This window comes from Amycolatopsis sp. NPDC023774 (assembly GCF_040639695.1).
Lineage (GTDB): Bacteria > Actinomycetota > Actinomycetes > Mycobacteriales > Pseudonocardiaceae > Amycolatopsis.
Genome location: NZ_JBFAAJ010000006.1, coordinates 225,935 through 241,930 on the forward strand (window position 1 = coordinate 225,935; position 15,996 = coordinate 241,930).

Annotated in this window: 17 protein-coding genes and 2 pseudogenes; 11 read left to right on the plus strand and 8 right to left on the minus strand. The window is 71.1% G+C overall.

The features are described 5' to 3' along the window. Positions 1–159: 159 nt before the first annotated feature. The gene (locus tag AB0F91_RS17270) at positions 160–582 is read left to right on the plus strand and encodes a PPOX class F420-dependent oxidoreductase (protein ID WP_360598513.1); all 423 of its coding nucleotides are present in this window, start codon (positions 160–162) and stop codon (positions 580–582) included. Between the two features lie 89 nt (positions 583–671). Here AB0F91_RS17270 and AB0F91_RS17275 read toward each other — a convergent pair whose 3' ends face one another. Then, entirely contained in the window at positions 672–1,058 is a 387-nt protein-coding gene (locus AB0F91_RS17275) for a MerR family transcriptional regulator (protein WP_360598514.1), read from the minus strand. A gap of 97 nt (positions 1,059–1,155) precedes the next feature. On the opposite strand from AB0F91_RS17275, the gene AB0F91_RS17280 reads away from it, so the two are divergent. After that, a complete protein-coding gene (locus AB0F91_RS17280; RefSeq protein WP_360598515.1) occupies positions 1,156–2,109 on the plus strand; it encodes a TIGR03619 family F420-dependent LLM class oxidoreductase in 954 nt (317 codons plus the stop codon). Between the two features lie 19 nt (positions 2,110–2,128). Here AB0F91_RS17280 and AB0F91_RS17285 read toward each other — a convergent pair whose 3' ends face one another. Further along, a complete protein-coding gene (locus tag AB0F91_RS17285) occupies positions 2,129–3,031 on the minus strand; it encodes a LysR substrate-binding domain-containing protein (RefSeq protein ID WP_360598516.1) in 903 nt (300 codons plus the stop codon). Between the two features lie 94 nt (positions 3,032–3,125). On the opposite strand from AB0F91_RS17285, the gene AB0F91_RS17290 reads away from it, so the two are divergent. Together AB0F91_RS17290 and AB0F91_RS17295 are read left to right on the plus strand one after the other, a co-directional pair. Next, the gene (locus tag AB0F91_RS17290; protein WP_360598517.1) at positions 3,126–3,971 is read left to right on the plus strand and encodes an oxidoreductase; all 846 of its coding nucleotides are present in this window, start codon (positions 3,126–3,128) and stop codon (positions 3,969–3,971) included. A gap of 119 nt (positions 3,972–4,090) precedes the next feature. Next, on the plus strand, positions 4,091–5,011 hold the full coding sequence (locus AB0F91_RS17295; RefSeq protein WP_360598518.1) for a helix-turn-helix transcriptional regulator: 921 nt from the start codon (positions 4,091–4,093) through the stop codon (positions 5,009–5,011). Here AB0F91_RS17295 and AB0F91_RS17300 read toward each other — a convergent pair. After that, complete coding sequence (locus AB0F91_RS17300; protein WP_360598519.1) at positions 4,937–6,241, minus strand: MFS transporter; 1,305 nt, start codon at positions 6,239–6,241, stop codon at positions 4,937–4,939. The two genes, AB0F91_RS17295 and AB0F91_RS17300, sit on opposite strands and share 75 nt — an antisense overlap. Before the next feature lie 78 nt (positions 6,242–6,319). Between AB0F91_RS17300 and AB0F91_RS17305 the strand changes: the two genes are divergently transcribed. Together AB0F91_RS17305 and AB0F91_RS17310 are read left to right on the plus strand one after the other, a co-directional pair. Then, on the plus strand, positions 6,320–6,694 hold the full coding sequence (locus AB0F91_RS17305; protein WP_360598520.1) for an ArsR family transcriptional regulator: 375 nt from the start codon (positions 6,320–6,322) through the stop codon (positions 6,692–6,694). Between the two features lie 263 nt (positions 6,695–6,957). Continuing rightward, positions 6,958–7,272, plus strand: coding sequence for a hypothetical protein (locus AB0F91_RS17310; RefSeq protein ID WP_360598521.1), 315 nt, complete (start codon positions 6,958–6,960; stop codon positions 7,270–7,272). Here AB0F91_RS17310 and AB0F91_RS17315 read toward each other — a convergent pair. The 5 genes and pseudogenes from AB0F91_RS17315 to AB0F91_RS17335 all read right to left on the minus strand — a co-directional run bounded on the left by AB0F91_RS17315 (position 7,212) and on the right by AB0F91_RS17335 (position 11,851). After that, positions 7,212–7,760: a hypothetical protein gene (locus AB0F91_RS17315; RefSeq protein WP_360598522.1), complete on the minus strand. Its 549-nt coding sequence runs from the start codon at positions 7,758–7,760 to the stop codon at positions 7,212–7,214. The two genes, AB0F91_RS17310 and AB0F91_RS17315, sit on opposite strands and share 61 nt — an antisense overlap. Before the next feature lie 26 nt (positions 7,761–7,786). Beyond that, positions 7,787–8,521, minus strand: coding sequence for an FAD:protein FMN transferase (locus tag AB0F91_RS17320; RefSeq protein WP_360598523.1), 735 nt, complete (start codon positions 8,519–8,521; stop codon positions 7,787–7,789). Next, positions 8,518–8,646, minus strand: a pseudogene (locus AB0F91_RS17325) (FMN-binding protein); the annotation flags it as partial. The gene AB0F91_RS17320 and the pseudogene AB0F91_RS17325, both read right to left, overlap by 4 nt. A 1,136-nt stretch (positions 8,647–9,782) precedes the next feature. Then, complete coding sequence (locus AB0F91_RS17330; RefSeq protein ID WP_360598524.1) at positions 9,783–11,171, minus strand: HAMP domain-containing sensor histidine kinase; 1,389 nt, start codon at positions 11,169–11,171, stop codon at positions 9,783–9,785. Next, positions 11,168–11,851, minus strand: a complete 684-nt coding sequence (locus tag AB0F91_RS17335) for a response regulator transcription factor (RefSeq protein ID WP_360598525.1) — start codon at positions 11,849–11,851, stop codon at positions 11,168–11,170. The genes AB0F91_RS17330 and AB0F91_RS17335 overlap by 4 nt, the downstream gene beginning before the upstream one ends. Positions 11,852–12,367: 516 nt before the next feature. Between AB0F91_RS17335 and AB0F91_RS17340 the strand changes: the two genes are divergently transcribed. From AB0F91_RS17340 to AB0F91_RS17360, 5 genes and pseudogenes are all read left to right on the plus strand, one after another. Next, positions 12,368–12,811: a hypothetical protein gene (locus tag AB0F91_RS17340; RefSeq protein ID WP_360598526.1), complete on the plus strand. Its 444-nt coding sequence runs from the start codon at positions 12,368–12,370 to the stop codon at positions 12,809–12,811. Next, entirely contained in the window at positions 12,808–13,677 is an 870-nt protein-coding gene (locus AB0F91_RS17345) for a universal stress protein (RefSeq protein WP_360598527.1), read from the plus strand. Before AB0F91_RS17340 ends, AB0F91_RS17345 begins: the two co-directional genes overlap by 4 nt. Continuing rightward, complete coding sequence (locus tag AB0F91_RS17350) at positions 13,674–14,306, plus strand: CBS domain-containing protein (protein ID WP_360598528.1); 633 nt, start codon at positions 13,674–13,676, stop codon at positions 14,304–14,306. Before AB0F91_RS17345 ends, AB0F91_RS17350 begins: the two co-directional genes overlap by 4 nt. Next, positions 14,303–15,173 (plus strand): annotated as a pseudogene (ppk2, locus tag AB0F91_RS17355) (polyphosphate kinase 2). Before AB0F91_RS17350 ends, ppk2 begins: the two are co-directional and overlap by 4 nt. A 230-nt stretch (positions 15,174–15,403) precedes the next feature. Beyond that, the gene (locus tag AB0F91_RS17360; RefSeq protein ID WP_360598529.1) at positions 15,404–15,976 is read left to right on the plus strand and encodes a CBS domain-containing protein; all 573 of its coding nucleotides are present in this window, start codon (positions 15,404–15,406) and stop codon (positions 15,974–15,976) included. Positions 15,977–15,996 lie beyond the last annotated feature (20 nt).

The following is a 15,996-nucleotide window of genomic DNA, read 5'->3' on the forward strand; positions in this document are numbered from 1 at the left end:
TTGTTACGGTCTATTGTGGACTGTTCCGGTTCCGCCCGGTACCCGCCGTGAACGGTTCACCGTCGCCGAATGCTCCACATCACGCGTCTGCGCAGGTCGGCGCGCAGAAACAAGGTGGCAGCATTGCGTCTGCCGCAGTGCGGACGGACGCTGGCCGGCATGACCGAAATGGAAGAGCACGAATGGAAAGCCTTCATCGCGGAAGGCACCCGCACGGGCAAGGTGGCCACCGTGCGGGCGGACGGCAGCCCGCACATCGCACCAGTGTGGTTCCTCCTGGACGGCGATGATCTCGTGTTCACCACGGAGAACGTGACGGCGAAAGCCCACGACCTCGTCCGCGACGGACGGGCCGCAGTCTGCGTCGACGACGAGGTGGCGCCCTACTCCCACGCTGTCCTGTGGGGACACACGGACATCTCCGAGGACCCCGGGCAGTTGCGCACCTGGGCAACGAGCATCGCGGCGCGATACATGGGCGAAGACCGTGCGCGCGAGTTCGGCGAACGCAACAGCGTTCCCGGCATGCTGCTCGTGCGAATGCGCATCGAGCACGTCAGCGCCTACGCGGCCATCGCCTGAGTTCGGGCCGCCCGCCAAGCGAGAAACTTTTCAAGGTCGCGCCTTCTGCTCCCGACCGCCGCGCGAGCGGTCGATGAGCGCTCGGCAATTCAGGACGTGATCTGTTCCCGCCGTTCGCTGACGGTGAGAACGGTGCCGAGGTAGTCGGCGATGGCGTCTCTGTTGCGGGTCAGGAATTCGATGCGTTCGGACAGCCGGGCTTGTTCGTGTTGCAGCGTGACGATCATCTCGGGCGTCACGAAGGGCGCGTAGATGGTGTGCGGCTTGTCCAGGCACGGCAGGAGCTGCTGGATGATGCGGGTCGGGAGGCCGGCGTCGAGCAGTCCCTTGATCTGCTGCACGACGTCCACGTGCGGCTCGCCGTACTCGCGGTAACCGTTGGGCGAACGGGTGGGCGTGATCAGTCCCTGCTCCTCGTAGTAGCGCAGTAGCCGACGGGATACGCCGGTGCGCTCCGCGAGCTCTCCGATTCTCACGTGTGGCAGCCTACCTTGACCTTCACATCGATGTGAGCGTTGAGACTCGCGGCAGGGACCCTTCCCGCGACAATCACGATCACCTCGGAGGCTTCGCATGAAACTCGGACTTCGCCTGCCCCAACGGCTGGGCGTGGACCTGCACCACGACGTGGTCGAGGCCGCTAGAACGGCGGAAGCGGCCGGATACTCGAGCTTGTGGACCTATGAACAATTGCTGTTCCCGGAGGCGCCCATCGAACCGTATGCGCCGCCGAACGTGCCGTGGCCGGAAAGCGGGCGGCAGACCGCCGACCCGTTGGCGGTTCTCACGGCCGCGGCGGTGGTGACGGAGCGGGTGCGCCTCGGTACGGCCGTGCTGATCGCGGCCCTGCACACCCCCGTCCCGCTGGCGAAGGCGCTGGCCACGGTCGATCAGATCAGCGGTGGCCGCGTCATCGCGGGCCTGGGCGCCGGCTGGTCCAGCGACGTACTGCGGGCCACCGGCGCCACCCGAGCGGACCGCGGGTGCTTCCTCGACGAGATGCTGGACGTCTTCGAGGCCGTGTGGGGCCCGGACCCGGTGACCTTCCGGAGTTCTCGTGTCGTCATCGACAACGCGTCGGTCCTGCCCAAGCCCGCTTCGAAAATCCCCGTGATGCTCGCCGGTGGTGCCAGCAACCTGGGCCGCAGCTCCAGTTCCACGGCCCTGCGGCGCATCGCGAAACGGGCGGACGGCTGGCTGCCGCTGCTCACCACACCCGGGCCGGCCGGAGCCGCGGCCTTGCGCGCGGACTGGGACCGCATCCGGGAAATGGCAACCGGGTACGGCCGGGACGCGAGCAGGATGGAGCTGGTCGTGGTGGGAAACGTCACCTTCACCGACCGCCCGGCCGACCCCGGCCGATCGGCGTTCGTCGGCACGCTCGACCAGATCATGGAGGACATCCACACGGCCGAAGAAGCCGGTGCGGACGAGCTCATCGTGGACCTGAACCTGCAGGACTGGTTCACCGGCACAGGGCAGATGCTCGAGAAGGCGGTGGAGATCAGGGAACGGGCCGCCGCCTGATCTGTGGTGCGCCCGCGGGTCAGCCGGCTTCGGCGAAGTCGGTCGAGGCGGCGACGTCGGTGACGACGTCGAGCAGTGCGTGCAGCGCGGCGGAGTCGTTGCCCTCCAACCAGACCATCTCGGTGGAGACGAACTCGCCGGCGATCGGCACGAAGACCACACCGGAGCGGCGCAGGCTGCTGGCCGACCGGGCGAGCCGGGTGATCCCGACTCCGGCGGCGACCAGGCCGAGCAGTGCCTGAACGCTCGCGTCGCGGTGGACCACGTCCGGGGTGAATCCGGCTGTCCGGAAGGAGCTGTCGAACGCCTGGTGCCACGGCTCCCAGGAGCTGCGCGGGGTCAGGACCCAGCGTTCGCCGGCCAGCTCGGCGAGCGCCAGTTCGGCGCGGCCGGCGAGCGGGTGGCCTTCGGGCAGGACGGCGCACACCGGTTCCGTCACGAGTGTCCGGGATCGCAGACCGGCAACGAGGGGCGGCCGGGTGAACGCCACGTCGTAGCGGCCTTTCTGCAGCCCTTCGACCAGCAGGGCGATGGTCGTCTCCTCGGTGGTCAGCCGGAGTTCGGGGAGTCGTTGCCGGACCGCGCGCACGACCGGCGGCAGCAGGTAGTTCGTGGTGGTCGCGAGGAACGCGAGGCACAGGCTGCCGACTTCGCCGCGCGTGGCCCGGGCGACGCGATCGAACGCTTCGTCCGCCCGGGCGAGGACCGCACGGGCCTCGGGGAGGAACAGCGCGCCGATCGCGGTCAGGCGGGTGCCGCGGGTGTCGCGGTCGAAGAGCTTCACGCCCAGCATGCGTTCCAGCAAGGTGATCTGCTGCGACAGCGACTGCTGACTGATCAGGAGCTGCTCGGCCGCCCGCGTGTAGCTGGACTCCTCGGCGACGGCGACGAAGTACCTCAGCTGCCGAAGATCAGGGGTCACAGGAAAAGCCTACAACCACGACAGGTAACCGGTGTTGGACGGCGCGCAGCGGCCGAGACGACCATTGACATCGGAAGACACCAACGTGAAAGGCATGGGAATGACGAACGAAACACCGGGCCGTGTCTGGCTGATCTCGGGCTGCTCCAGCGGCTTCGGTCGCGAGCTCGTGCGGGCCGCGCTGGCCGCCGGTGACCGGGTGATGGCCACCGCGCGCCGCCCGGAGACCCTCGCCGACCTCGCGGAGGCCGGCGGCGACCGGCTCAGCACGGCGGCGATGGACGTCACGGACCCGGCATCCATCCGGGCCGCGGTCGACGCGACGCTGGCGGTGTTCGGCCGCATCGACGTGCTGGTGAACAACGCCGGGGTCAGCGTGATCGGTGCCGTCGAGGAAACCCCGGTCGAGTACTTGCGCAGCATGTTCGACGTCAACTACTTCGGTGCTGTGGAGCTGACCCAGGCCGTCCTGCCCGTGATGCGCGAGCAGGGGAACGGCACGATTGTGGTGATGAGCTCCATCGGCGGCTTGATCACCTTCCCGGGCCTGAGCGGCTACAACGCCACCAAGCACGCGCTCAAGTCTCTGGGTGAGGCGCTGTCGCTCGAACTGACCCCTCTCGGCATCCGGGTCGTGGTGGTGGAACCGGGGATGTTCCGCACCCAGTTCAGCACCAGTCTGCAGTGGACCCCGGAAAACCCCGCCTACCGCGCGAGCTCGGGCGAACTGCGGCAGATGGTCAAGAACGTCGTGGGCCAGGAACCGAACGACCCGGCCAAGGGTGCCGCGGCGATCGTCAAGGTCGTCGAGTCCGAGAACCCGCCCCTGCACTTCCTCCTCGGTGAAGACGCGCTCGAGGGCCTGAGCCAGCACCACGAGGCCCTGCTGGCCGACGTCACCGCGTGGGAGTCGCTCAGCCGGTCGACCACGATCTCCTGACCGGTGGACATTGTGGACGGATGGCACCGTCTGCCGTGAGTCCGGTGTGGCCCTGGCCACTCGGATGTCCGGGAGGTCACCGGCGCTGGTTCCTCGACCCGTCGATGGAACCGGCGCCGGTGACGAACCAGGTCGATTCCCGCCCTGGAGACCGAAAGGCCATTGTGGATCGACACCTGCCCGAGAAGAACCGGGTGCTCGCCGATTTCCTGCGCCGCGCCCGCAGCCGGTGCGACCCGGCCCGGCTCGGATTGCCGCCGGATTCCCGGAACCGGCGCGTGCCTGGCCTTCGCCGCGAGGAAGTGGCGCTGCTGGCGGGGATTTCCACCGGCTACTACGCCCGGCTGGAACAGGGCACCGTGCCCTCGCCGGCGGTGCTCGAGGGGCTCGCCCGGGCGCTGAACCTCGACGCGGCGGGGCGGGCCTACCTCGAGAACCTCGTCGGCCTGGCCGGCCCGGGCAACCAGGCCCGGCCCTCGGTGCAGCGCATGCGCCCGAGCCGCGACTGGCTCCTGGCCGCGTTCCTCCGCCAACCGGCCCTCCTCCTGGGCCGGAGCACCGACGTGCTGGCCGCCAACGTGATGGCGCGGGCACTGTTCGCCGACTTCGAGGCCGTCCCGCCCGGCGAGCGCAACTACGCGCGGTGGATGTTCCTGGCCGAGGACGCGCGTTCGCTGTTCGTCGACTGGGAGGTTCGGGCCCGGGCGGTGCTGGAGAGCCTGCGGCTGGAGAGCGGCGCCGACCGCCGTGACCGGGGCACGGCCGCGCTGATCACCGATCTGCGTGCGCAGAGCGCCGAGTTCGGGCAGTGGTGGGCCGAACGCCGGGTGCACCACCGCGCCTGCCGGGCGATCCGCCTGTGGCACCCGCTCGTCGGACACCTGACCGTCGACTGCGAAACCTTCACGCCGGCCGCGGAGCCGGACACCACGCTCCACGTCTACACCGCGGAACCTGATTCGCCGTCACAGCGAGCGCTGAACCTGCTGGGCAGCTGGGTCGTCTCGGACGGGGCCTCGACTCCGCCGGCGGCGAACTGATTCGGCGGGACTGTCCGTCCGCGTGGTACTGGTGCGCCGCCATACGAGCGCCGCGGCGGCCAGTGCCGCGAGGGAGAGTACGACGGCAAAGATGGTCGTTCCCGTGGCGAGGCCGAGGCTGTCGCTCAAGTAGCCGGTGGCCACCGGGAGCAACGCGGCGGGGATGTAGCCGCCGAAGTTGAGCAGTGCGTTGGCTTCCGCGCGCCGGTGGGCGGCGATGTGGGTGCTGATCATCGTCAACCCGCCGAGCTGGCCGAGGCCTTGTGCGGCACCGGCGAAGATCGCGGTGACGACGATGGCCGCGATCCAGCCGGCGTGCACGGCCGCCAGGAGCGAGGCCATGCAGGCCAGGGCGCTGATGGCGCCGGTGAGCAGGACGGCGCGGAGGCCGAGCCGTTTCGCCGCGAACTGCACGGCGGTAGCGGTTCCGAACATGACGAACGCGGTGACGCCGGCGAGCAGGCGGCTGGCGGTGCCGAGCACGTCGGCCAGCAGGGCCGGGCCGAGCGAGAGGACGAACGAGGTCGAGGTGATGCCGGGCGCGAAGACCGCGATGCCGAGCGCGACGTGCTTGCGGTGGGCGCGCGGCACGGCGGGCACGCGAACCCAGCCGCCGCCGGCGTCGCCGCTCGGGCGGCTCAGCGGCAGCCGAGCGGCCACGACCGCGGCTGCGAGCAGGAGCACGGCCGCGAGGACGAAGATCGACACCGTCGGCGCGGGGAGGGTCTCGGACAGGGCTCCGGCCAGCAGCGGTCCCAGGCCGGCGCCGAACACCATCGCGGTGGACGCGGCCAGGGTGGCGGTGCGGGCCCGTTCCGGGCCGCCGACGTCCACGACGGCCGCCATACCCGCCGACACGGTGATGCCCACCGCGACGCCGGTGAGCAAGCGCGCGAGCGCCAGCACCTCGACGGAGCCGGCGGTGGCGAACAGCACGCAGCCCACCAGCGCGAGCACCAGGCCGGGCAGGATGACCGGCTTGCGGCCGATCCGGTCCGAGGCACGGCCGGCCACCAGCAGCGCGGCCAGCAGGCCGGCGATGTAGGCGGCGAAGATCACCGTCAGGGTGCCGGCGGAGAAGCCCAATTGGTGCTGCCACAGCACGTACAGCGGGGTGGGGGCGTTGGACAGGACGAACACGGCGGTGACCGGCCACGCGGCCAGCCACGGACTGCTCGCTCGGGATGGTGCGGTGTCGCGCACGGCGACCATGGGAACTCCAGTACGCATGAGGTCGAACTATGCGGGGTGTGACTCTGGAACCCGCGGTAGTTCGACTTTATTCGTACCGAGGTGTTGACTGTGTCCATGACCACGTCGACCATGACCGGCCCGGACACCCCTCCTGCGGATCTGCCACCCGCGCTGCCGGAGCCGGCTCGCGAAGAGCTCCGGCTGGAGGCGGTGCTGGGCGCGCTGAGCGACCCCTTGCGGCTGACGATCGTGCGCAAGCTGCTGCTGGAACGCGAGGCCTACGACCACACCTGCGGATGGTTCGAGCTGGACCGGCCGAAGTCGTCCTTGACGCACCACTTCAAAGCGTTGCGGGAAGCCGGTGTCCTGCGCCAGCGGCAGTACGGGCTGGAACGCCGCAGCCGCGTGCGCACCGAAGACCTCGACGCCCGGTTTCCCGGTCTGCTGGACCTGGTCGCCGCGTGGGAACCCGCGTCGAGCGCAGGGTGACGGTGTCGCGCGTCCCTTCGTGGTGACGCCTCGTCGGTACTGGCGACGCTCGCGATGCCACCCTTGTCATCGAGTGGTCGTCAGCCGGTCTTCCCGCGGCTCGATCCGGACGCCCCACCGAGGCGAACCGGTGGAGGTCGCGGTCCGTGCGGCCGTGCCTGTCCCCGCCGAGAATTGAGGGGCGGCGCCGCTGCGCTGGGTTGGTGGAATTCGTGGCTGGAACCTCGTGACGGTGACTTCTCGTGCGACGACTTCGCCGAGGAGTGGCTCGTGACCGTGCCGCCGCGGCTCGAGCCGAACACGGTCGCGAAGTACCGTCCTTCCTCGACCACCGGCTGCTGCCGCGGGAGGCGCGGGCGTTGATCGCGATCTTCACCGGCCATGTCGAGATCGAGCGCCGGCTCTCGCAGCTGCAGGAGGACTACGCCGAGTCGTCGGTGTCGTCGTACTTCGCGTTGTCCTCGACCGTCCTCAATGGAGCCGCGGGAGCCACGAAGAGCCGGGTGACCCCCTCGGGTCACCGGTGGCCGCCGCGGGGTGCGGGGGTGGCGGCGAACTGGCCCTGCCAGCTGGCCTGAGCGCCGGAGTCGCCGATGCGGTAGATGTCGTACGCCGCGCCGGCCGCGACCACGATCGCCGCGACCGCGAGGACGATGGTGACCGGCGTGGAACGGGGTGCGAGGAGGGTGCGGCGAGGAGCCGGCAGCCGCAGTACGCGCCTGGGGCCGCCGTCGTCCGGGAAGGCGCTTTCGCGGTGGCGCCACCAGATCACGAGGGCGAGCGCGGCGACGGCGATGGCCGAGTAGACGGCGGTGTCGCCGAGTTCGGTGTGCGCGCGCACGAGTGGTGTGGCGGCCACGCGTCGCTCGAGCCATTCGCCGGCGTCGGTGGTGATCGGGACGAGGATCAGCACCAGGACGGCGAGCACGGCATTGGGCCCGGCCAGCTTGCGTCGCGCGGTGGGCCACAGCGCGCAGAGGACCAGGAGCAGCGCGGCGAGGGGGAGCAGCACGACGATGGCGTGCACGAGCAGGATGTGGGCGGGCAGGCCGTTGAGCGTGGTCATCGGTTCCTTCGAGCGGTGACGGGGGTTCAGGGACAGCGGACGACGGCGCAGGCTTCGTGGCCGGGAGCTCGGGCACGCACCCAGCGTTCGACGTTGCCGCCGCGGGCGACCGCGGCGGTTGCGTAGACGTCGGCCCACAGAAGACTCGCGCCGACGACCGTGGCGGACATCAGGGCCCGCGCAGGGACGCCGGTGCGGGTATCGATGATGTGGTGTCCACGGGCCGCCGTGCCGGACGTGGCCACGCCGCCCGCGCGCACGGTTCGCGCGGCCAGCAGGCCCCCGCGGTCGCGGGGGTCTTCGACGCCGACCCGCCATGCCGCCGAGTCCGGGCCGCGCACGGCGACCACGACGTCGCCGCCCGCGTTGAGGCAGTAGTCGTGGTCCGGCAGCCGGTCGAGCAGCGCGGCGGCGGTCTGCGCGGCCCAACCCTTGACGAGTCCGGACGGGGCGTGACCGCCGGGCAGGTCGGCGTCGAACCAGCAGTCAGTGCGCTCACGCGCTTCGACGCACAGCCGCGCGACTTCGCGGACCCACGGACGCCGGTCGCCGGGCGGGAGTTCGCCTCGGCGGATGCGGTTCACCTCGCTTCCTGGCCGGTGCAGGCGGAACAGGCCGCCGATCGTGCCCAGGTGCGACAACACTTCTGCGGCAACGGATTCCGCCGCAGGGCCGGTGCGGACACCCCGGCCTCGCAGGTGCAGTCCGATCGGCATCCCCATGATGAAGCGCGCCCACGCGCGCCGGTCCGGCCCGGTCACCGGTGGGCTGCGTCGATCGCGGACTGCAGGGACTGCAGGTAGCCCTGCGAGGTGCACGTCGCGCCGCTGACGGTGTCGATCTGCGCGCTTTGCGCCTGCAGCACCTCCCGGTTCAGCGCCGGAACGTAGCCCGCGGGCAGCCACGAGACGCGGTCACGCCGCGCGTCCTCGCGAGGTGCTCGAGCTCGTGGTGGAACATTGCCTCCGTGGCGGCGCCGAACCGGTAGAGCAGCACGGTGTCGCCGGGGGTGTAGGGCAGTTCTTCCAGCAACGCCCGCAGTGGCGTGATACCGATCCCGGAGGCGAGCATGGTGATCTTGCGGCTGGTCCGGACCGCGCTGGTGAGGGTGCCGTAGGGGCTTTCGAACCACACCCGCGTCCCGACCGGGAGCTGCGCGAGTCGCGCGCTGGCCGTGGCCGAGGTCACGAGCGGTGATGCGGAGGCCGCGGCCGTCCGGGGTGGCGGACAGGGAGAACGGCTTGCCGCGCGTCCAGCCCGTGCCGTGCCGGAACCGCCACACGAAGAACTGCCCGGCCAGCACGGGCAACGTCTCGAGCCGGCGGCCGCGCAGGTGGACGGAGACGACCCCGTTCCCTTCCCGCACCAAGCGGTCGACCACGAGCCGGTGCCGCAGGCTGCGCGTCAGCGGCAGCGCCACCCGGAACACCAGCACCGCGGCGGCCGCGGTGGCGTAGGCGCTCCACCAGAAGGCGGTGGCCGTGGGTGAGGCGGTGAAGTCCGCGCCCGTCCACAGCTGGTGCGGCAGGGCAAGGCCGACGCCGAGGTAGGCGTGGAGGTGCAGCAGGTGCCACGACTCGTACCGCAACCGGCGGGTCGCGGCGTTGCCGAGCGAGATCAGGACGACGTGCAGGCACAGCAGCACGAACGAGGTGAACCCGGCGAGCCGGTGCCGGCGTGCCAGCGCGTCCTGGCCGTAGCTGCGCTCGACCCACGGGATCCGCGCCATGAGCAGTACCTGCAGCAGCAGGAGCGCGGCGGACACCAGGCCGGTCAGCCGGCCCGCGGACGTGAGCCCGGACGCGGGCGAGCCCAGCTGCTGCACGCCCCCGTCCGAAACCCACAGCGCCGTGACGAACACGACCGTCGTCCACGCCACCAGCCCGGCGGCGTCGCGCCACCAGCGGTGTACCGGACGGGCGCGGCGCTGGACGCGAGCCTCGCCGGGCCGGATCGAGAGGGGAACGGTGGACATCGTGCTCCTGGTGGTGTTCGTGGTGCCACCACCCTTGCGGAGCCTGGTTAGCCTCCGGCGTGATCCAGGTGAGAAGACGGTAAGAGCCGATCACTGCCGACGGTGAACCCCACGACGGCGCCACCACCCGGGTGCGGGCGGGCAAGGACCTCGCCCTGGTGGGCCAGGGCTGTCTCACGCACGATCGCCAGACCGAGTCCGGAGCCCGGCAACGCCCGGGCCGCGTCCGCGCGGTGGAAACGGTCGAACACGTGCGGCAGGTCCCGCTCGGGGATCCCCGGGCCGCGGTCGAGGACTTCGATTCGTCCTCTTCGGACGGTCAGCTCGATCGGCTCGGTTCCGCCGGCGTCGAACTTGACCGCGTTCTCCAGCAGGTTCGTCACCGCGCGTTCCAGCCGCCTCGCCTGACCCGACGCGACGGTGTCGTCGGCGTCGACCACGATCGTTCGGCCGGTCCGGCGCCGCACCCGTTCGGCGGCGTGTTCGGCGACCACGGCCAGCTCGACCGGTCCGGCGTCCTCGCCGTCATAGCGCCGGGTCGCGAGGCCGACGATCTCGGTGATGAGGTGCGCCAGCTCGCGCGTTTCGCCGTCGACGTCGTCGAGCAGCCGGGTGCGGGAGCCGGGGGACAGCTCGTCGAAGCGCCGCATCACCTGCGCGTTGGTCCGCAGGCTCGTCAACGGTGTCCGGAGCTCGTGCGCGGCGTCTTGAACGAGCCGCTCCTGATCGGCGCGGGCGTCGGCCAGGCGGCCGAGCATGCGGTCGAAGGAGGTGGCCAATCGGCCGACCTCGTCGCGTCCGCCGGTGGGGACGCCCGCGTGCCCGAGACCGCCGTCGCTGACCTGCTCGGTGACGGCCGTGAGCCGCACGAGCCGGCGGGTGATCTGGCGCGCGAGCAGCCAGCCGGCGAGTGCAGCGGCGATCAGGACCGCTGCGCTGACGAGCGTGATCCGCGTGGCGAGGGAGGCCAGGACGTGACGGGACTCGTCGACGTCGACGCCGAGCTGGATCGCACCGCGGTCCTGTCCGAGTGCGACGGTGATCACGCGGTAGTCGTCGGAGCCGACGGTCAGGTCACGGTAGGAGTGCACACCCGGGCGGCCGTTCGCCGCCAGCGCCCGGTCGGTGTCGTCGACGGTGAAGGAGACCGCCGGACGGCCGCCGATCCGCCTTGCTTCGCCGTCCGGGGCGATGGCCTGCGCGACCATGGGCTGCGCCTCGTCGTGGTCGTTGTCCTTCGGGCCGGAGGTGAACGGGCTGGGCGCGAGCACCTGCGTCGCCCCGGCCTGGATTTCGGCCGAGGTCGTGAGCAGCGAGCGGTCGAGCTCGGCACTGATCCGCTGCGACGCCGTCTGGTAGCTGAACACGCCGACGAGCACGCTCGCGGCCGCACCGACCGCGGCGAACGCGATGACCAGCTTGCCGCGCAGGTTCACGACGCCCGCACCGAGTAGCCGACCCCGCGCACGGTCCGGATGAGCTCGGTCGCACCCGCCTTCTCGAGCTTGCGGCGCAGGTATCCGATGTAGACGGCCAGGTTCTTCGAGTCCGAGCCGAACTCGTAGCCCCAGATGCGCTGGTAGATCGTGGCGCGGTCGAGCACGATCCCGGCGTTGCGGACCAGCAGCTCCAACAGGTCGAACTCGGTCTTCGACAGGTCGACCTCGAAGTCCTGCCACCGCACCCGTCGTGCGGCCGGGTCCACGGTCAGCGCGCCGAGCCGCAGGACCCGCGGCACGGCGGCGTCGGGCGAGGTCCGCCGCAGCAGCGCCCGCAGGCGGGCGAGCAGCTCGTCGAGATCAAACGGTTTGACCAGGTAGTCGTCCGCTCCCGCGTCGAGCCCGGCGACGCGGTCGGGCGGTTCGACGCGCGCGGTGAGCATCAGGATCGGTGTCGGGTCACCGTCAGCGCGCAGCACGCGGCACACGCCGAGCCCGTCGACTCCGGGCATCATCACGTCGAGGATCAGCACGTCGAAGCGGTCCCGCCGCGCCACGGCCAGCGCGGCGACCCCGTCGGTCACCTCCGTGACCTCGTAGCTCTCCAGCTCCAGTGCGCGCAGCAGAGACTCGCGGATGGCGCGGTCGTCGTCGGCGAGCAGGACGCGGGGCTGCATGCCGCCATCATGCACCGGGGTTTCGCCGGAAGCCGGACCGACGGTCCGCGCGGGCCGGAAAGACAAGCGGACGGCAAATCCCAGTCCGCTGTGGACACCTGCACACCGGAGCCCTTCGGTGACGTTGGTCCCTCGTCGCGATGCCTTGTGGCCGGCGCGCCGATCCCGCGGCCAGGGGTTAGCTGAGTGCGTCCGGCCGACACCTACAGGAGAAGCAGTGACCAGCGAAGCCGATTCGGCACCCCGACCGCGGGCCGGTGCCTGGTCGAGCGCCGAAGTGGAGGCGCTGGGCTGCGCGGTCCTGTGCGCGCCGTCAGCGCACAACACCCGGCCCCCCGGACGGTCGAGCCGAGCGCGAGAGCGATGGTGCCGCGCGAGCGGACGGATGTCGCGTTGGCGCGGCACGATCCCGATCGGCGCGACCTCGTGATGTCGTGCGGGGCGGCACTGGTGAGGCGGTTTTCCGAGAGCACGACCCGGCGCAGTCATCGGACGCGATTCACGGGAGCACTCGCGGTGCGGAGACTGGTCGCACAGGTGGCGGGGACCGCGACGACGACCGGCGCCCAGGCGGTGCCGCCGCCCGACGCCGCTGAGCCGGTGGCGTCGTCCGGCCACGCGGCGCGCGCGATCCGTGCCGGCGCGGCGTACCGATGCGAGCTCGTCTTGTGGACGATTCGCGACGAACCGAGCCACCGCCACGGAACGGAACCAGGGCGCACCGTCGTTCCGGGCGGCGATTTACCGTGGGCGGCGCTGCTCCGGCGCACCACCGAGTCACCGGAGCTGCCCGTCCTGCGGTCCCGGCCGGCGGGCGAGACGTGCCGGCTCTTCGTGACCACCGATGACGGCCGCGCGGATCACGTCCGCGCGGGCTACGCGCTGGAGCGGTGCCGGCACGAGGCGATCGCGCTCGGACCGGGTGAAGTCCTGATCGGGCAGCGAGGGAGCGAGTCGTGATCGATCACGTGGTCGTGGGTGTCGACGGCAGCGAACCGGCCGCGGTGGCTGCTCGCTGGGCGGCCCGGGAAGCCGCGTGGTGGCACACGCCGCTGACTGTGCTCACCGTGAGCGGGGTCGACGCACCGTCCGTCGGCGGCGCCGAGTGGCGCGCGGCCAAGGAGGCACTCGCACGGGAAGTGGCACGGACGACGCGCGACGAGCTGGCGGCGGCCGAGCCTGGCGTGCCGATCACCACCGAGACGGGCGGCGCCGACGTCGAGAACGCCTTGCGGCAGGCGTCGCAGGACGCGCTGCTGCTGGTGCTGGGTCGGCCCACCGGAACACTGTCCGGTTTGCTGGCGGGTTCACCCGACGCCGACCTCATCGCCCGCGCCGGCTGTCCGGTGGCGATCGTCCGCGGCAGCGGCACCACGCGGGTGGACGGGCCGGTCGTCGTCGGCGTGGACGGCAGCCCGACGAGCGAGGCCGCGATCGGATGGGCGTTCGAGGAGGCTTCGCGGCGACACGCCCGCCTGGTGGCACTGCACGCGTGGCAGGACAGCTACAGCGGCCTGCCCTCGACCCCGTGGGTCGACGTCGGCGAAGCGGAAGAGCGCGCACTCGCTCAGCGGCTGGCCGGTCGGCGCGAACGCTTTCCCGACGTCGACGTCGACCTCGTCGTTGCGCGGGACCGGCCGCGCGACCGGCTGATCGAACACGGAAAGTACGCGGCCGTCATCGTCGTCGGCAGCCGCGGGCGAGGCGGCTTCACGGGCATGGTGCTCGGTTCCACGACCCACGCGTTGCTGCACCACGCCGATTGCCCCGTGCTGGTGGTCAGCCGGGAGCGGAACGGACGGACCCGGACAGTGGAGGAACGATGAACACGAGCACGACACCCGTCTCCGCGGTGATGACGCCGAGCCCGGTGTGCGCGCGGCTGGACACGCCGGTCAAAGAGATCGCGGAAGCCCTGGTCCGCCGCGGGGTCAGCGCGGTGGCCGTGGTCGATCGCCACGGTGTGATCGCCGGTGTGGTGTCCGAACGGGACTTGCTGCCGCTGCTGCGTGCGGATCGCCGTCGCGGCTGGAGGCGCCGGAACGCGTCGCCGCCGCGGACGGCGCGAGACGTGATGACGAGCCCGGCTCTGACCGTGGCCGCCGGGGCGCCGGTCGCCGATGTCGCCACACGGATGGCCGAATCGGGGCTGCGCCGGCTCTTCGTCGTCGCCGCCGGGCGGCCGGTGGGTGTTGTCGCGCGGCGCGACCTCGTGGGGTTGATCTCGCGCCCGGACTCCGAGATCGAGCGCGAGGTGACTGTCCTGTTGAGAAATGCCCTGCGGATCGGACCGGATCACGCGCGGGTGATGGTCCACGCCGGTGTGGTGACGGTGGCGGGCCGGGTCGAGCGGCGCAGCGAGATCGCGTCCGTGACCGGTCGCGTCGAAGCGGTGCCCGGGGTGGTCGAGGTGTGCAACGGCCTCGACTTCGTGTGGGACGACGTGGCCCGATGACCGGAAAGCACCCCACAGCGCGGCTGTCGCGCGCGGTCTACGAGCAGGAACTCGCCCGGCTGCAGATCGAGCTGGTGAAGATGCAGGAATGGGCGCGCGCGGAGGGCGCGCGGCTGGTCGTGGTGTTCGAGGGACGTGACGCGGCGGGAAAGGGCAGCACGATCAAGCGGTTGACCGAGCACCTCAACCCCCGGGTGGTGCGGGTCGAGGCGTTGCCGAAGCCGACCGAGCGGGAGCGCACGCAGTGGTACTTCCAGCGGTACGTGGAATTGCTGCCCGCTGCCGGTGAGATCGTGCTGTTCGACCGCAGCTGGTACAACCGCGCCGGCGTGGAGCGGGTCCTCGGGTTCTGCACACCCGACGAGTACCACCGGTTCTTGCAGCAGTGCCCGATTTTCGAGCGCCTGCTCGTGGGCGACGGCATCCTGTTGTACAAGTACTGGTTCTCGGTGAGCCGACGAGCAGGAGCGCCGGTTCCGCGCGCGGATCGACGACCCGCTCCGCCGCTGGAAGCTGTCGACGACGGACCTGGAGTCGGTGTCGCGGTGGGAGGACTACTCCCGGGCGAAGGACGACATGTTCGTGCACACCGATATCCCCGAAGCACCGTGGTACGTGGTCGACAGCGACCAGAAGCGCCATGGGCGGATCAACATGATCGCGCACTTGCTCGCCGGCGTCCCGTACCACGAGATCCCGCGCGAAGCCGTGACCATTCCGCCGCGGCCCAGCGACGGCGGGTACGCCCGGACGGACCGGCGGTTGCAGCGCGAGGTCCCCGACTACGCGGCGACGCTGATGAAACACTCCGCGCTTTCGTCCCACCCGGAAGGGACTTCCTCCCCTGACCGCGCTCGTCGGGGTTGAGCGACGGTGGAGTCGGTCGCGGGTCGGACGTGGGCCGGCACGAGGGACTGCTCGGCAATCCGGAACCGGTCGAAGCAGCGGCGGAGGGCGAGCGCTCCGGCGCCGGGTCGACGACCTCGCCCGGACCGGTCCCGGTGTCGGGCGGTTTGTTCGGCTCGACCGGGAGCCGGTTGCTCGCTCCTGCGAGGTGCCCGGTCGCGGTCGTTCATTGAGACGTCAGGAGGAAAGCCGTGCGCGCACGGGACATCATGACCCGGCCGGTGGTCGGGGTCGGGCCGGCGACGCCGGTGCGGGAGGCGATCGTGCTGCTCATGGAGCACGGCATCGCCGCGTTGCCCGTGGTCGACGAGGAAAACCGCGTCGTCGGTTCGTTCACGGAGGCCGACGCCCTGTGCGGGGTGCTGACCGGAGAACCGGTCGCGCCGGGCCGGCTCGTGGAGTCCGTGATGACCAAGCCGGTGGACGTTGTCGAGCTTGATACCGAGGTCAGCGACATCGCCGCCCGCATGCTCGTCGACCGGTTGCGCAGCATCCCGGTCGTCGACGCGGGCGGTCTGGCGGGGATCGTCAGCCGGCGAGATCTGCTGCGCGCGCTCGTGCGGCACGACGACACCATCGCGGCGCGGGTCCGCGGCTTGTTCAAGGACTACACGGGGTACCGCGACCTGTGGTCCGTCTCCGTCACCGAAGGTCTGGTGACGGTCCGCGGCACGTTCGCCGACGAAGCCGAACGACGGCTCGTCGCCGCTCTCGCGAAGACGGTCGAGGGCGTCACCGCGGTGGAACTGGCCGGCAAGAACTGACTTGTGCGGCCGCGATTCGG

Excerpts from the sequence above, each read along its gene's own strand:
- AB0F91_RS17270 (WP_360598513.1), top strand. The coding sequence starts at position 160 with ATGACCGAAATGGAAGAGCACGAATGGAAAGCCTTCATCGCGGAAGGC.
- AB0F91_RS17280 (WP_360598515.1), top strand. The coding sequence starts at position 1,156 with ATGAAACTCGGACTTCGCCTGCCCCAACGGCTGGGCGTGGACCTGCAC.
- AB0F91_RS17290 (WP_360598517.1), top strand. The coding sequence starts at position 3,126 with ATGGGAATGACGAACGAAACACCGGGCCGTGTCTGGCTGATCTCGGGC.
- AB0F91_RS17300 (WP_360598519.1), bottom strand. The coding sequence starts at position 6,241 with ATGCGTACTGGAGTTCCCATGGTCGCCGTGCGCGACACCGCACCATCC.
- AB0F91_RS17305 (WP_360598520.1), top strand. The coding sequence starts at position 6,320 with ATGACCACGTCGACCATGACCGGCCCGGACACCCCTCCTGCGGATCTG.
- AB0F91_RS17315 (WP_360598522.1), bottom strand. The coding sequence starts at position 7,760 with ATGACCACGCTCAACGGCCTGCCCGCCCACATCCTGCTCGTGCACGCC.
- AB0F91_RS17335 (WP_360598525.1), bottom strand. The coding sequence starts at position 11,851 with ATGCAGCCCCGCGTCCTGCTCGCCGACGACGACCGCGCCATCCGCGAG.
- AB0F91_RS17350 (WP_360598528.1), top strand. The coding sequence starts at position 13,674 with ATGAACACGAGCACGACACCCGTCTCCGCGGTGATGACGCCGAGCCCG.